The following is a 15,018-nucleotide window of genomic DNA, read 5'->3' as shown; positions in this document are numbered from 1 at the left end:
TTATTTTGGAGTTTTTTAAAACACCATGAAATTTGTTGATGAAGTAGAAATTAGGGTTGAGGCTGGAGACGGTGGCAACGGCTGTGTTAGTTTTCGTAAAGAAAAATACATAGAATTTGGCGGTCCTAATGGTGGTGACGGCGGCGATGGCGGCGATGTGTACCTTATTGCCGATGAAAACCTAAACACGTTAATTGATTATCAATTTGAACGTTTTCATCGTGCAAAACGTGGTGAAAATGGTAAAAGCCGTGACTGTACAGGTAAAGGTGCTGACGATTTGTTTCTTAAAGTACCGGTTGGAACACGTGCAGTTGATATTGATACCGATGAGCAGTTAGGCGATTTAACTAAACACGAACAGAAGCTTTTGGTTGCCAAGGGTGGCTGGCATGGTTTAGGAAATACACGCTTCAAAAGTAGTACTAACCGAGCGCCTCGCCAAAAAACGAATGGTACACCTGGTGAAATTCGTAATATTAAATTAGAACTTCTATTGCTAGCTGATGTTGGTTTACTTGGTTTACCAAATGCAGGAAAGTCTACGTTAATTCGCAGTGTGTCAGCAGCGAAGCCTAAAGTGGCTGATTATCCATTTACCACACTAGTACCAAACCTTGGAGTAGTAAGGTTAAGTGCAGAACGTAGTTTTGTTATTGCGGATATTCCTGGGCTTATTGAGGGTGCTGCAGACGGAGCTGGTTTAGGAACGCAATTTCTAAAACATTTAGAACGTTGCCGTATTTTACTACATATTGTTGATATTATGCCTGTAGATGGCTCAGATCCTGCTGAAAATGCAAAAACAATAATTAGTGAGCTCGAACAGCACTCAAGTAAGTTAGCTGAAAAACCACGTTGGTTAGTATTTAATAAGCTTGATTTAATGTTTGAAGATGAAGCGAAAGAAATTACTGACAGAATAATTGAAGCACTCGATTGGCAAGGCCCGGTTCTGAGCATTTCAGCCTTTAATAAAATGGGGACTGATACTCTATGTACCCAAGTAATGGACTTTATTGAAACATTACCTGCGGTAGAAGATGAAGTAAGCCCTGAAGATAAAACTGTTGAATTCAAATGGGACACTTATCATCAAGACGCAGTTAGTGGTCTTGAAGATGATCTCGACGACGATGAAGACTGGGATGAAGACGACTATGATGTAGAAGTAGAATATCGTAGATAGTTTAAGTTATACTTAATTATGAAGGGCGTGGTATTAATACCGCGCCTTTTTTGTTTAAGAACTTGCCGTTATCACTTACACTATGTCATTAACTAATTTTGTTTATTACGGTAGGTTTTATGACTATCCTTTCAATGATTGTCGCTCATGCTGATAATCGTATTATTGGTAAAGACAACGATATGCCATGGCATTTGCCTGCTGATCTAGCTTATTTTAAAAAGACAACACTAGGTAAGCCTGTAGTGATGGGGCGTAAAACCTTTGAGTCCATTGGCCGTCCATTACCAGGTAGACAGAATATAGTGATATCACGAGATGCGAATTACCAAGCTGGTGGTGTTGAAGTCGTATCGTCAGTTGATATGGCGATATCGGCTGCTGGAGATGTTGATGAAGTTATGGTGATCGGTGGTGGAGCAATTTATCAGCATTGCATAGAAGCAGCTGATCGTTTATACATTACTCATATAAATGCTGTAATTGATGGTGACACTCAGTTTCCTGAATACGATACCGAGCAACAATGGAAGAAAGTGAGTAGTGAGTATCGTCAAGCTGATGAAAAGAATAAGTATGATCTCGACTTTTGTGTTTATCATCGTGTGTAATTTATGCTCTTTTCAATAACCTTTTAGTAGCTGGTATTTTATGTATCCTTTAACTTATATAGAGCCTGTATTTCGACCTCCAAGCGAGTGGAAAAGCTTAATCTTACAAGTCACTAATGGTTGCTCTTGGAATAAGTGCACTTTTTGTGAAATGTATACTAGCGAACAAAAAAAATTTCGTCCAAAAAAAATAGAGCTCATTGAACAAGAGATGCTTAAAGTGGCATCGTCTAACATCTCCGTTGGGCGGATATTTTTAGCTGATGGTGATGCTATGATGCTGCCATTTGAGCGGTTAAAAGCAATCTTGTTGCTTATTAAACAGTACTTTCCTCAGGTAACACGTGTGTCTAGTTACTGTTTGCCACGAAACCTAAGCAATAAAACCGTTGAGCAACTTACGCAATTGAAAGCGCTCGGCTTGAAGTTGTTGTATGTGGGCTGTGAAAGTGGTGATGACGAGGTTCTTCAATTTATTAATAAAGGTGAAACATTTGCAAGCTCGGTAGCCGCGCTAAATAAGGTTAAAGCAGCAGGTCTTAAAAGCTCAGTGATGATATTAAATGGCTTGGGTGGCTCAAAGTACTCACAGCAACATGCTATTAATTCAGCTAAATTGATGAATATATGCCAACCAGATTTTTTGTCTACACTGGTCGTTTCGTTTCCTTTGGGCCAGGAGCGTTTTGAGCAAGGTTTTAATGGAGATTTTTTTGCGCTGAATCAGCAAGAGTTGTTTCAAGAGATGAAAACGTTACTCGAACATTTGTCACTCGACAAAACCATATTTCGTTCTGATCACGCTTCAAATTATTTAGTATTAAAAGGCATTTTAGGGCAGGATAAATTAAGGTTGTTGGCACAAGTTAATGCGGCCATAACGTCACCTAGCCAAGTTGCTTTGCGTCAAGAGTGGCAACGAGGATTATAAAAAGTTAACCAGCACTAGGTTGAACGAGTGTTGGTAACATCAATATTTTAAAGGGTACTATCTGAGTCACAGCTTAGTCCATGCATTATGGCTATGGCACATTAGTGTTAAATTATTAGGGTAGATGAAGATTGAATAACCCTAGTTCTAGTAAGATATCAATTAAAGAGACTAATTAATTATGAGCGAAACAAATTCAACACTTAATACGTTTTTAAGTGCTTGTAAAGCATCACAAGTGTTATGGGCGCTACAAGATAAAGCGAGTGAAGACTGGGTTGTACTAGACTCAATTAATTTTGAAAATACTGAAGTAATGCCGTTATGGTCAAGTAAAGCGCTTGCTCAAACACACTGTATTGATGAATGGGAAAGCTATACTCCATGTGAGATCAGCTTATCTGATTGGTTTGAATTTTGGATAGAAGACTTAAATGAAGACGGCGTTATTGTTGGTATAGATTGGCAAGATAATGATCAAGAGTGCTTAGAAATGGAATTGTCAGAATTTACTCAGGCGTTAGCAGAAATTGAATCGTTAAAATAAAGTAAGTCTGAATTACAGCTTGATGGCCTGAAGGCCAACCTACACAGTGAGAGTAATGAGAATAGCTTGTAGGTCGGTGTTTACGCCGTCAAAAGAAGTAAGCTTGTAGGTCGGTGTTTACGCCGTCAAAAGAAGTAAGCTTGAGTATAGTTGATGGCCTTATCGGTAATTGCTCCTGCATTACCCTACTAAATAAGATTAGGTGCTAGGTTTCAGAACCTAGCACCCATTATTATTAAAGTTTAAACTCTCTAACTGATGATTGTAGCTCTTCTGCTAAACGAGCAACTTCGCTACTTGACTCAGCTGTTTGTTTAGAGCCTGCAGTAGTTTGTTCTGCGATTGCAACAATTGATTCCAAGTTCTCACTAATTTCATGCGCTACAACACTTTGTTCTTCAGCTGCTGTTGCTATTTGAGAGCTACGATCAAATGCTTCATGAACTGCATGAGTAATAGTTTCTAATGCAGCATTAGCTTCATCGCTTTGAGTAACACAATCTGCGGCTTGTTTCTTACCTGTTTCCATTACAGCTACAGCTTTTTGTGCACCACTTTGCAATACTTCGATCATGTTATGAATTTCTTGTGTAGACTCTTGTGTTCTACTTGCAAGAGTTCTAACTTCATCAGCAACTACAGCAAAACCACGTCCTTGCTCTCCTGCTCGTGCCGCTTCAATTGCTGCGTTCAATGCAAGTAAGTTGGTTTGTTCAGCAATACCGCGAATAACATCTAAAATACTGCCAATTGACGCGCTGTCTTGCTCAAGCTTATTAATTACAACAGAGGCAGCGTCTACTTCACGTGCAAGTAGCTCAATAGTTGCTTTGTTACGTTCTGAGATAACTTTTACGCGTTCTGCTTCGTCGTCTGCTTGTTTAATTTCACCTAGTGCATCATTAGCGCCTGATAATACGCTTTGTGCTGTACTACTCATTTCAGTGGTAGCTGAAGCTGCTTGCTCTACTTGAAGTCTTTGCTCTTCAATAGCCGTGGTACTTTGTGCTGTAACCGCTGATGTTTGTTCTGCAGCGGTAGCAAGTTGACTAGAGCGACTAACAATGCCGTGAATTAGCGTACGTAAACTATCAATTAGCGAGTTAATATTATGTGATAGAGTAGCAAACTCATCGTTACCACTTTCATCTAGCTTTCTTGATAAGTCACCAGAAGCAACCACATTAAGCATTTCATTAACACGTGTTAATGGGCGTGTAATACTAATTAAGGTTACCCAGGCAATGATGATAGCTAAACTAATTGAAATAATTAAAATGATAATTGTTTGGGTGGTACCGTTGGTTACTTGGTTTTCCACTAACTCACTAGTTTCTTTCGTTGTTAGGTTAGCCATATCTACTTGTTTAGTCAGAATAGCTTTGGCTTGTTCAATATCTGCATCTGAAGCTGCTAAACTAGATTCTGCATTGGCTAGAGCAGCTAATTGCATTTTTTTCAGTTGGTAGATACCACTGTTGCTCGTAATTGCTGTTTCTATCTGGCTCATAATATCACCAAACTCTTCGGCAATATCTTCTGCACCATTTGTGGTCAGCTCATTAATAATTTCTTTTGAAGCAAGGTTTACTTCGTTGTGAACTCGGCTTATTTCGCTTTCAATTAACTCTACAGATGAGGCATTTAAGCTATCACGGTATTCAAAACTGGTAGATACCAAACTATTAAAGGCTGTTTCAACTGATTCACCTAATGACAAAGCGCGTTGAAGCTTTGTACTAGCTAGCTTGTGATCGGCTAAATCTAACATCAGAGTAGCAGCATCATCAGCTTTTTCTTCAAGGGTATATATAGCTTCAATAAGGTTTAATCTGCCATTGATACTGTTTGTTCTGTTTTCGAAAACTAACGCTATGTTTTTTTCTAATGAATCATATACGCCATCAACTTGCTGTAGGTTATTGATAAGTTGCTTTTCGGTTTGTACTACAGCTTTCAAGTTCTTTAAACCAGAGGTAAAGCTTGATTGAAGCTCTTTGTAGGTTTCTTGGTTTTGGTTTAGCGCTTTTAAATCAGTTTGATAAAACGCTCTGAGGGTTAACCCGCCTATTGCAAATAAATCGTTTGCTAAGAGGTTACTTCCTTTTAAGGTTGGTATCGCCAATTCACTCTGGGTCAATGTCGCTTTTTGGATTGTATTTAGGTTGAAGTATGACATGGTACTTGATACCACAAGTAATATTGAAATAATGGCAAAGCCGCCAATAATTTTCATTGCTACCGTTAGGTTCATTAAGCTCACCTTTATTTGTACGTTAGTGAATATACAACATGAGTATATTCTTATTTCATGATATTAACTTTAAATCATAACGAGTAATATATCATCCCTAATCTTTATAAATCATTGTATTTATTTGTTGGTTACAACGTTTTTTATCGCTGCTTGGGTTGTTATTTCCCTATTTTCCCAATGAAGCAAAGTTAAATGCTCTCCCCAAACACAGCCAGTATCAAGTGCGTATGCATTTTTGTGTGAACATTTTCCTTGTAATGCCGCCCAATGACCAAAAAGCCAATGGCAATCATCTAATGGTTTAGCTAACTGAAACCAAGGTACTAAATCTGAAGGTGCCTGCTCTGGTGGTTCTTTACAGTTAAACTCAAGAGAGCCATCTAAGTAGCAATAGCGCATACGAGTAAATGCGTTAATTGTGTAGCGAAACCTTTGCTCGTCAGTAACAGCATTCCCCCATGAATTTGGCTGCTCGCCATACATTTTATTTAGCCATATATCACGCTCTGCACTTGAAAGTTTTTGTTGTGCAAGTAGTGCCTGTTCTTCTGCCACCTTAATGCTCCATTGTGGGCTTATACCGGCATGAGACATGTATACACATTCGTTGGGGAGCTTTCTAAGTAGCGGTGTTTGCGCAAGCCAGTTAGTTATTTTATTTAAGTTTGGGCTAGCAAGCAGTGGCGCTAGTTTATCTTGTTCTTTTACTTTTTTATGCCCCGCTATAACAGCTAATAAGTGTAGGTCATGATTTCCCAGTACTGCTTTAACACTATCGCCTAAAGACATTAAAAATTCGATGGTAGCGAGTGAATCTGGACCTCTTGCAACCATGTCACCGGCAACCCACAGTTGGTCATTGTGGGGATTAAAATTAACCTTGCCAAGAAGTGCTATTAATTCTTGAAAACACCCTTGTATGTCACCAACAAAGTAAGTGGCCATAAATTAATTAACACAGTAAGGTTGGGCTAATTGGAATAGTGGTATAGTGACTTTGATACTTTGATTGTTAGCTGTTTGCATCATATAGTAACCTTGCATCGTACCAAATGGCGTACTTAAATGGCAGCCACTGCTATACTGGTAACTCGCTCCTGCAGCTATTAATGGCTGCTCGCCAATAACACCATCACCTGAAACTTCAACTTCTTCACCTTCACCGTCGGTAATAAGCCAATAGCGAGACATTAGTTTAACGGCTTGTTCGCTTTGGTTGTTAATAGTAATGGTATAGCTGAAGACAAAGAGTGGCTTGTTATTATCAATTATTTGGGTAACAAATTGGCTCTTTACGCTAACTTCAATTTTATTTGCAAGTGTATTTAAAGTTGAGGGGGTCATATTACTCAGCTGGTGGGTTGTCAGTTATGTAGTTAGCGAGTTTAATAAAGTCGTCTAACGATAAATTTTCAGGGCGAATGCTAGGATCAATATTTAGTAATTCTAATTGCTCTGAGCTAATTAACTTTTTAAAACTGTTTCGTATAGTTTTACGTCGTTGGTTGAATGCAGCTAAACAAACGCGGTTTAAATCACTCAAATTTTTTACCGGATTTTTTATTTCAGTGTGCGGAATTAACCTAACTATGGCTGAATCTACCTTTGGCGCAGGGGTAAATGCTTCAGGACCTATCTCCATTACAGGTATAACTTGACACTGATATTGTGTCATTACCGATAAACGCCCATAAGATTTACAGTCTGGACCTGAAGCCATACGCTGAACCACTTCTTTTTGTAACATGAAGTGCATATCTTTAACTTGGGCTTTAAAAGTGAGTAAATGAAAAATTAAAGGCGTTGAAATATTATAGGGTAGGTTACCAAAAATACGTAAAGGGCGTTCGGGAGTTGCTAATTCAGAAAAGTTGAATTTAAGAGCATCTTGCTCGTAAATAGTAAGTTTTGGTGCTAAAAAAGGATGGTGTTTTAACCTGTGAGCAAGGTCTCTGTCTAACTCAACTACCGATAATGCACCAGCTCGATCAACAACTGGCTCTGTTAAAGCACCAAGGCCAGGACCAATTTCTATTAAGTTTTCACCTGGCTCTGGATTGATAGCGTCAACTATTTTACTAATTATCGCATCGTTATTAAGAAAGTTTTGACCAAATCTTTTTTTTGCTTGATGACCTAAGTGGACATTTTTTTTCATTGTTTAATGCTTAATTTTGGTTGTTAGCTAAGTCAATAGCGGTATTAATTGCTTGATAAAAACTACCGGGATCGGCATTCATTGTACCAGCAAGCTCTAAGGCAGTGCCGTGGTCAACAGAGGTTCTTATAAAAGGAAGCCCTAAGGTGATATTTACAGATGAGCCAAAACCTTTGTATTTTAATACAGGCAAGCCTTGATCGTGAAACATAGTTAAAATTGCATCGGCTTGTGATAGATACTTTTCTTGAAAAATTGTGTCTGCAGGTAAAGGACCAATTAAATTTATACCTTCGGCTCTTAGCTCATCTAGTGCAGGGATCACAACTTCAATTTCTTCGCGGCCTAAATGTCCATCTTCACCCGCATGAGGGTTAATACCACAGACATAAATTTGGGGTGTTTTAATACCAAACTTCTCAATAAGGTCTTTATTTAATATTCGAGTAACTTTTTGTAAGCGCTCACGTGTAATTGCTTTTGAAACATAAGCAAGGGGAATATGTGTCGTAACTAGCGCAACACGTAAACCTTCAGTAGCAAGCATCATTACAACATCAGAGCAGTTTGCCTGATGGGCGAAATATTCAGTATGGCCACTAAAGGCAATACCTGCTTGATTGATCAGACCTTTATGAACAGGGCCTGTAACTACGGCGTCGAACTCACCTGATATATTACCGTCACAAGCTAAGCGAAGCGTTTCTACTACATAATGACCATTTTCTGGATTTAATTGCCCTGGAATACAAGGCACATTTAATTCAGAAGCCAATATAGTAAGCGTGCCGGCTAATTGAGGTTTTGCTGGCGCACTTGGATCATATTTAGTTAGTGTTAGTGGTAGGCATAATTGCTTTGCTCGCTCCATTAAGAGCGAGGGAGAAGCAACCACTACAATTTGCACAGGCCACTCTTGCTGTGCTATTGCGATTACAAGATCAGGCCCAATACCTGCAGGTTCACCGGGAGTAATTGCAATACGTTTAGTCATAACTATTTGCTCGACTCAAAAACTTCAATATAGGCTTCATCTCGCAATTCTTTGATCCAACGAGTGCTTTCCATACCAAACTTACGTTGATATAACATTTGGTAAGCTTTATTTTCGTTCATTTGCTGTGTTGCATCTAGTGTGCGACGACCAGTTAACTGAGTTAAATGCCAACCAAATGAAGATCTAAAGGGTTTATGCATCTCATCAACTGATAAGCGGGCTAATGCATCTTTGAATGCTGGATCGTATATGCTTGGATCTGCCCAGCCTAAATCGCCACCTTTAACAGAAGTTGGACCTTCAGAATGCTCTTTAGCAAGCTCTTCAAAATCTGCTTCACCGGCAAGAATTTTATCCATAAATTCTTGCAGTATTGCTTCTGCTTTTGCTTCACTCAAAATAATAGAGGGTTTTATTAGAATATGGCGAGCTCTCACTTCTTCAACTTCAACCACTTGGCGGCCACGAATGTCTTTTACTTTAACAATACTAAAACCTAAACCGGTACGAATAGGGCCAATAATAGCGCCTTTATCTTTGCCTTCTATGATTTCAGAAAATAATGTTGGCATTTCATTAATGCTTTTCCAGCCCCAGTCTCCGCCTTCTAGTGCTCTGTCTCCACCTGATGAAGCAATAGCTATTTTTGCAAAATCGCTACCATTTTTAAGTAATTGAATAACTTTCTCAGCTCGGTCTTTAGCCTCATTCATATCTGCTTGTTTTGGCTCTGGTGGAAATTCAATTAAAATATGACCTAAATGATACTCGACATTGTTGTTTGTCTGTTCTTTCATTGCACTTAATAGGTTAGTCACTTCTTGTGGTGAAATGTAAATTCTGCGGCGAACGCTATTTCGCTTAACTTCACCTGTGATTAACTCAGTACGAATAGACTCGCGAAACTTTTCATATTCTACGCCGTCTTTTTCAACTGAAGCTCTAAACTGCTCTAAAGTTAAGTTATTCTCTTGGGCCATATTAGTGAGTGTGGTATCAAGTTGAGCATCACTTACCTGCACGCCCATGCGCTCACCAATTTGCATTACAAGTGTATCGTTTATAAGCTTGTCCATTACTTGAACACGCAAAGCGTTATCAGACGGTAAGTCTTGATTACTTTTTGCTGATTGCGCTTTAACTGTGTTGATTAAATCGTTAACTTCAGATTCAAGAACAACCCCTGTATTAACAATCGCTGCTACTTTATCAACAACCACTTCTTGGGCATAACTTATTGTGCTAGTACAAAGTAAAAATGCGTAGCTAATTAATTTTAATTTATTTTTCATGTAGGTAAATTTTCTTTATCTAATTATTGAGAAAGTAAGGACGCTTGTAGCCAAAGATACTCGCGTTAAACATGTCTTCTGTATTCACGGTAGTTTTACCCCCGCCCAATCCTTTAATGACGAACTGTAACATAAAACCACTGTCAAATTCATCGCGGTTTTCATTAATAAAGTCTTGTTCGTCAATGTTAGAGTTAATATGGCGATGATAAGCTAGGCGAATTGCCCAACAACAACTTTCATACTGTAATCCTAAGTAGCTTTCAAGGCTACGTTTGTTTTGTAAGTCTTCTGTTACACGGGCAACTAATTGCCAATCTTTATTCAGTTTATAGCTTGTTAGTACAGAAACTTGTTCAAGGTTCTTTCCTGAGACATTACTTGAGTAGCGATGGTTCAATTGAATTGTTTGATTATTTGAATATTGGTAATCTAAACTGCTCTGACTCTTGTTAGTGGTATTGGTTTTAGTGTTGTATTGTATGTCACTACTAAATTGCCATTTACGACTAAATTGCCAAAAAAATTCAGTCGCTAATGCTGATTCATCAGCTTCAACATTGTTGCCCGTAGTTAGATTGTCTTCATTGAGATAAACAATTCGACCGAGGCTTAGTCTGAATATTTCGTCGTTGCTTTCGGAAAATAACCGACTCGTTACCCCCCACGAATATTGGTTGGCTTGTGCTATTCTGTCTAAACCACTAAAACGTTTATCGCGGAATAAACCGCCGAAATCATCTTGTAGAACAGCAGTATCATACACGCCAATATTGCTTTGGTCTTTATTAGGGACATAAAGGTACTGTAATTGGGGCTCTAAGGTTTGTAAAAAACCTTTATTAAATAAAGAGATATTTCGCTCAAGGTTGATACCACCATGAAAACGTACTTTTGGTAACGTTCGGCTTACGCTTTCTTTAAGATTACTATTTATTGGAATACGTTTTTGTTGGTAATGTGTTTGTAACAATTTTAATTCAGACGTTAAAAACCAAGCAGGTGTTGATAACGGAAACAGTGCTCCAGCTTCAATATGATACCGCTCGGCTTCTGGAATACTTCGGTCACTCGATCTAAAACTGGTTAATTCTGAATAAACATCAAATTGACCATTTAAAAATGGTAAGGCAGTTGTGCTCTTAATTTCAATCTGAGGCAAGGTTTTATAGCTTGCTTTGTGATCACCTAATACCTCGAAATCTTGAAATTGCATTTTTGCTTGCCAAGTTTCACCAAAATAGGCTAATTCACCTATTTGGTACAAGTAGGCATCATTGGCATTGTACTGCTCGGTATCAATATCAACAAGGTAGTTATCATCACTAATAGTGGTGTAGTCAACATACGCTCTATAACGTTCTGAAAAGGTTCCTACATGTTCAAAGCGTGCTAGATAGCGAGGGTCTTGGTTAATCTTTAAATTGTTATCTTTATTTAAATATTCTAAGTTTATTTCACCAGACTGCTCACCTGACAAATAACGAAACTCGGTTAACAGTTGTAGTCCGCGTTTTGATATAAGACGGGGGGTAACGGTAGCATCCATATTCTCAGCTAAGTTAAGATAATAAGGGGCTTCAATCACCAGTCCTGATTTGTTCGATGACTTTATACTTGGGTAAAGAAAACCAGATTTTCGCTCATTAGTTACCGGAAATGAAATATACGGAATATACAGCACTGGCACATTAAACAGTTTTACACGGGCATGGTAGGCCTCGCCTAAATTTTCTTCCGCTGAAATATTTATTTCACTGGCTTGAATCTGCCAGTCAGGCACTTCGCCGTAACAGGTGGTAAAACTTGAGTCGATAAGGCTCATGGTACCATCTAAATTAACATAAATACTGGCGGCACTACCGTGACCAGGGTTACCAGTTAATTGATAGGCACTATTAAGTAATTGTGTTTCTTGGTTTTTCTCACTTGCAATTAATTGCGATGCAAAGACGTTCACGCCTTGGTTCTGAAAGTGAATATTACCAAGGGCAGAAATTTCTTCAGTTTCTCGGTTAATTTCTATTTCACTAGCGTTGATAGCGTGATCGTTATCCATTAAGGTGACACCACCTGTAAATGTTGCCCGTTTATTTTTTATTATTTGTGAGTTTTGTGAAAAAATAGTGAGGGCATTATTTTTATCATCAGGCTTGCGAGTATCAATAATGGGATAAATAGGTACCGGGCATGTTGCTAGGGTGTTATTAAGTGCTTTTGCTTCTTGGGCCGTAGATTGACTTAAAAAAAGTAAAGCTAACAGCGAAAGAGTATAACGAAAAAATAGCATTTAATATCCGATAAATAAGGTTTTGGAAAAAAGTACATAGAAAGATTGCATATTTTACCGTTAAATTCTGAAATAATATAGCAATTTTCTTTGTTCAATTAATTGGGTATATTGTGAAAAATAATTATGGAGTACTGGTTTGATCAATGATGTTCGTCAATCTCAGTTAATTGCTTGGCTCAGTGATGTGTTTTCAGCTGACAAAATACACTTATTAACAATGAACGGAGATGCTGGCTTTAGGCGGTATTTTCGTTTTAATCATAAAGAGCAGTCTTATATAGCGGTAGATTCCCCCCAAAAATGGTGCAACAACGTAGCGTTTACTAAGGTTCAGCATTTATTAATGCAAGCCGATATTCAAGTGCCTGAAATTGTTGTTCAAAATGAAGGTAAGGGCTTTTTTTGTTTATCAGATCTTGGTGATACGTTATTGGGTGATATTGTTAATCTAGATAATATGCACGTTTATTATCAGCAAGCAATTGATCTTCTACCTAGAATATCGTCACTACAGTGCGATAATTTTCCTGTTTTTGATGAAAGCTTCATACAAACGGAGTTATCAATTTTTGTTGAGTGGTTACTCAGTACCCATTTATCAATTGAGCTATCTGAAGTAGAAGCGCAAAAACTGAAGCAATGCTTCGATGTGTTAACAGCAAGCGCTTTAACTCAACCTAAAGTGACAGTGCATAGAGATTTTCATAGTCGTAATATTATGCAAACGGCAGATAAAAAACTTGCTGTAATTGATTTTCAAGATGCTGTTCATGGGCCAATTACCTATGATATTGTATCTTTGTTGCGCGATTGTTACTTAAAATGGCCAAACGAAAAAGTTCATGAGCTATTTAATTATTATATTAATTTACAAGCTACAAAGTATAATTTAACGGGAATTTCAGCTGAACAATGGCGTACTTGGTTTGATTTAATGGGAATACAGCGTCATTTAAAAGCGAGTGGCATCTTCGCAAGATTATATCATCGAGATAATAAACCAGGTTATCTAAAAGACATACCATTAACACTTTCGTATATTGTAGAGGTTAGCAAAGAGTATGATTCTTTAAAATTTCTAGCTGACTTAGTGAGTCAAAAAGTATTGCCAAAACTCGCGGGGATTTCCCCTAAAGGCATTAATTAATGAAAGCAATGATTATGGCAGCGGGTCGAGGGGAAAGACTTCGTCCTTTAACCGATCATACGCCCAAGCCATTAATAAAAGTCAACGGTATCGCGTTAATTGAATACCATATTATAAAGCTTGCTGCGGCAGGAATTAAAGATATTGTCATTAACTTGGCATGGTTAGGCGAAACTATAGTTAATGAACTTGGTGATGGTAGTCGCTGGGGAGTAAACATTAGTTATAGTTGGGAAAAACCCCATGCGCTTGAAACTGCTGGTGGTATTATAAAAGCACTCCCCTTACTTATAGAACCCGATGCGATAAATAAAGATCAAGAAACATTCTTAGTCATTAACGGTGATATATATTTTGATTATGACCTTAACCCTTTGCCCACATTAACGGGCGATGAACTTGCTCATTTATGGTTGGTGCCTAATCCAGCACATAACCCAGATGGGGATTTTGTGTTAGCAGAAAAAACCATCTCACCTGTTTTTACAAACGAAAAAACAAGCTATACATTCAGTGGTATCGCGTTATATAAAGCGGCTCTTTTTTATCAACTTAAGCAAAGTAATGCGGATAGTACAAACAAAATGGTGTTGAAATTAGGGCCTAAATTAAAAGAGTGTGCAGAAAAAGGGGTAATTAAAGGCTGCATATTAAACAGTTTTTGGATCGATGTAGGTACAAAAGAGCGCTTAGAACAAGTAAATACATATTTAGGAGCAAACAAGTAAAATGCGAATCTGGGGTAAAATATTTGGTTTTTTATTCGGCTTAATGCTCAGTAAAAATATATTTGGTGCATTGCTAGGCGCGTGGCTTGGTCATAAATTTGATAAAGGATTATCATTCGATTTTGATGCACTTAATCAAAAAAATGAAGGTCAGCGTCAACAAGTATTTTTTTATAGCACCTTCGCCATCATGGGTTATATTGCAAAAGCAGATGGTAGAGTATCTGAGCATGAAATTGCTTTTGCCAATGCATACATGGATAAATTAGGCTTAGATGCCACTTTAAGGCAGCAAGCTCAAGATGCCTTTAGTGAAGGTAAAATGGCTGGTTTTCCAATTGACCAACAATTAAAAACGTTAAAAAGAAATTGCTATAACCGACAAGATTTAATGTTAATGTTTCTTGAAATTCAGATCCAAGTGGCTTTTGCAGATGGTCAACTCGGTGATGAAGAACGAGCCGTTTTACATCATATAGCAAAACAGTTAGGTTTTTCAGTTAGCCAATTAGATCAATTACTTGAAATGATCATCGCTGGCGCTAAATTTAATCAAAATAGAGGTAATGTTAGTCAAGGCGGCAGTAAACAGCAGCTTGAAAATGCCTATAAATTACTTGGCGTTAATGCTGATGATAGCCCGCAAGTTATCAAGAAAGCCTACCGTAAACAAATGGCACAACATCACCCCGACAAGCTTGTTGCAAAAGGCTTACCGCCAGAAATGATGGAAATGGCAAATCAAAAAGCGCAAGATATTCAGTCAGCGTATGAATTGATTACTAAAAAAAGCTAATTTCAATTGGTATAATTTCAATTAAGCGCCTTGTTCGTCACTTTATTTAAATAAAATAAGGCGTAAAGTTGA

Annotated in this window: 14 protein-coding genes; 7 read left to right on the top strand and 7 right to left on the bottom strand. The window is 38.0% G+C overall.

What is annotated here, in order from left to right:
• Window positions 1-25 precede the first annotated feature (25 nt).
• From cgtA to QUD79_RS13610, 4 genes are all read left to right on the top strand, one after another.
• Complete coding sequence (gene cgtA / locus QUD79_RS13625; RefSeq protein ID WP_184421085.1) at window positions 26-1,189, top strand: Obg family GTPase CgtA; 1,164 nt, start codon at window positions 26-28, stop codon at window positions 1,187-1,189.
• Window positions 1,190-1,308: 119 nt separating this feature from the next.
• Window positions 1,309-1,800 carry a type 3 dihydrofolate reductase gene (gene folA, locus QUD79_RS13620; RefSeq protein WP_184421087.1) on the top strand — a complete coding sequence of 164 codons (492 nt, stop codon included), beginning with the start codon at window positions 1,309-1,311 and terminating at the stop codon, window positions 1,798-1,800.
• 40 nt (window positions 1,801-1,840) lie between these two features.
• The gene (locus QUD79_RS13615; protein WP_184421089.1) at window positions 1,841-2,731 is read left to right on the top strand and encodes a radical SAM protein; all 891 of its coding nucleotides are present in this window, start codon (window positions 1,841-1,843) and stop codon (window positions 2,729-2,731) included.
• Between the two features lie 181 nt (window positions 2,732-2,912).
• On the top strand, window positions 2,913-3,278 hold the full coding sequence (locus QUD79_RS13610; RefSeq protein ID WP_184421091.1) for a DUF2750 domain-containing protein: 366 nt from the start codon (window positions 2,913-2,915) through the stop codon (window positions 3,276-3,278).
• Between the two features lie 235 nt (window positions 3,279-3,513).
• On the opposite strand, the gene QUD79_RS13605 is transcribed toward QUD79_RS13610, so the two are convergent.
• The 7 genes from QUD79_RS13605 to QUD79_RS13575 all read right to left on the bottom strand — a co-directional run bounded on the left by QUD79_RS13605 (window position 3,514) and on the right by QUD79_RS13575 (window position 12,272).
• Window positions 3,514-5,532 carry a HAMP domain-containing methyl-accepting chemotaxis protein gene (locus tag QUD79_RS13605; protein ID WP_184421093.1) on the bottom strand — a complete coding sequence of 673 codons (2,019 nt, stop codon included), beginning with the start codon at window positions 5,530-5,532 and terminating at the stop codon, window positions 3,514-3,516.
• A 120-nt stretch (window positions 5,533-5,652) separates the two neighbouring features.
• Window positions 5,653-6,480, bottom strand: coding sequence for a symmetrical bis(5'-nucleosyl)-tetraphosphatase (locus QUD79_RS13600; protein ID WP_184421095.1), 828 nt, complete (start codon window positions 6,478-6,480; stop codon window positions 5,653-5,655).
• Window positions 6,481-6,483: 3 nt separating this feature from the next.
• Entirely contained in the window at window positions 6,484-6,879 is a 396-nt protein-coding gene (gene apaG / locus QUD79_RS13595; RefSeq protein WP_184421097.1) for a Co2+/Mg2+ efflux protein ApaG, read from the bottom strand.
• 1 nt (window position 6,880) lies between these two features.
• Complete coding sequence (rsmA, locus tag QUD79_RS13590; RefSeq protein WP_184421099.1) at window positions 6,881-7,693, bottom strand: 16S rRNA (adenine(1518)-N(6)/adenine(1519)-N(6))-dimethyltransferase RsmA; 813 nt, start codon at window positions 7,691-7,693, stop codon at window positions 6,881-6,883.
• Window positions 7,694-7,703: 10 nt separating this feature from the next.
• On the bottom strand, window positions 7,704-8,687 hold the full coding sequence (gene pdxA / locus QUD79_RS13585) for a 4-hydroxythreonine-4-phosphate dehydrogenase PdxA (RefSeq protein WP_184421101.1): 984 nt from the start codon (window positions 8,685-8,687) through the stop codon (window positions 7,704-7,706).
• 2 nt (window positions 8,688-8,689) lie between these two features.
• Entirely contained in the window at window positions 8,690-9,982 is a 1,293-nt protein-coding gene (gene surA, locus QUD79_RS13580) for a peptidylprolyl isomerase SurA (RefSeq protein WP_184421103.1), read from the bottom strand.
• A gap of 19 nt (window positions 9,983-10,001) precedes the next feature.
• Complete coding sequence (locus QUD79_RS13575) at window positions 10,002-12,272, bottom strand: LPS-assembly protein LptD (RefSeq protein WP_184421111.1); 2,271 nt, start codon at window positions 12,270-12,272, stop codon at window positions 10,002-10,004.
• A 139-nt stretch (window positions 12,273-12,411) separates the two neighbouring features.
• On the opposite strand from QUD79_RS13575, the gene QUD79_RS13570 reads away from it, so the two are divergent.
• From QUD79_RS13570 to djlA, 3 genes are read left to right on the top strand one after another with little or no spacing between them, the layout of a single operon-like run.
• The gene (locus QUD79_RS13570; RefSeq protein ID WP_184421118.1) at window positions 12,412-13,422 is read left to right on the top strand and encodes an aminoglycoside phosphotransferase family protein; all 1,011 of its coding nucleotides are present in this window, start codon (window positions 12,412-12,414) and stop codon (window positions 13,420-13,422) included.
• Window positions 13,422-14,150: an N-acetylmuramate alpha-1-phosphate uridylyltransferase MurU gene (gene murU, locus QUD79_RS13565; RefSeq protein ID WP_184421120.1), complete on the top strand. Its 729-nt coding sequence runs from the start codon at window positions 13,422-13,424 to the stop codon at window positions 14,148-14,150. The genes QUD79_RS13570 and murU overlap by 1 nt, the downstream gene beginning before the upstream one ends.
• A gap of 1 nt (window position 14,151) precedes the next feature.
• On the top strand, window positions 14,152-14,946 hold the full coding sequence (gene djlA, locus QUD79_RS13560; protein WP_184421122.1) for a co-chaperone DjlA: 795 nt from the start codon (window positions 14,152-14,154) through the stop codon (window positions 14,944-14,946).
• The last annotated feature ends 72 nt before the right edge of the window (window positions 14,947-15,018 follow it).

The organism is Thalassotalea piscium, assembly GCF_030295935.1.
GTDB lineage: Bacteria > Pseudomonadota > Gammaproteobacteria > Enterobacterales > Alteromonadaceae > Thalassotalea_B > Thalassotalea_B piscium.
This window is presented reverse-complemented; position numbering and strand designations above follow the sequence as displayed.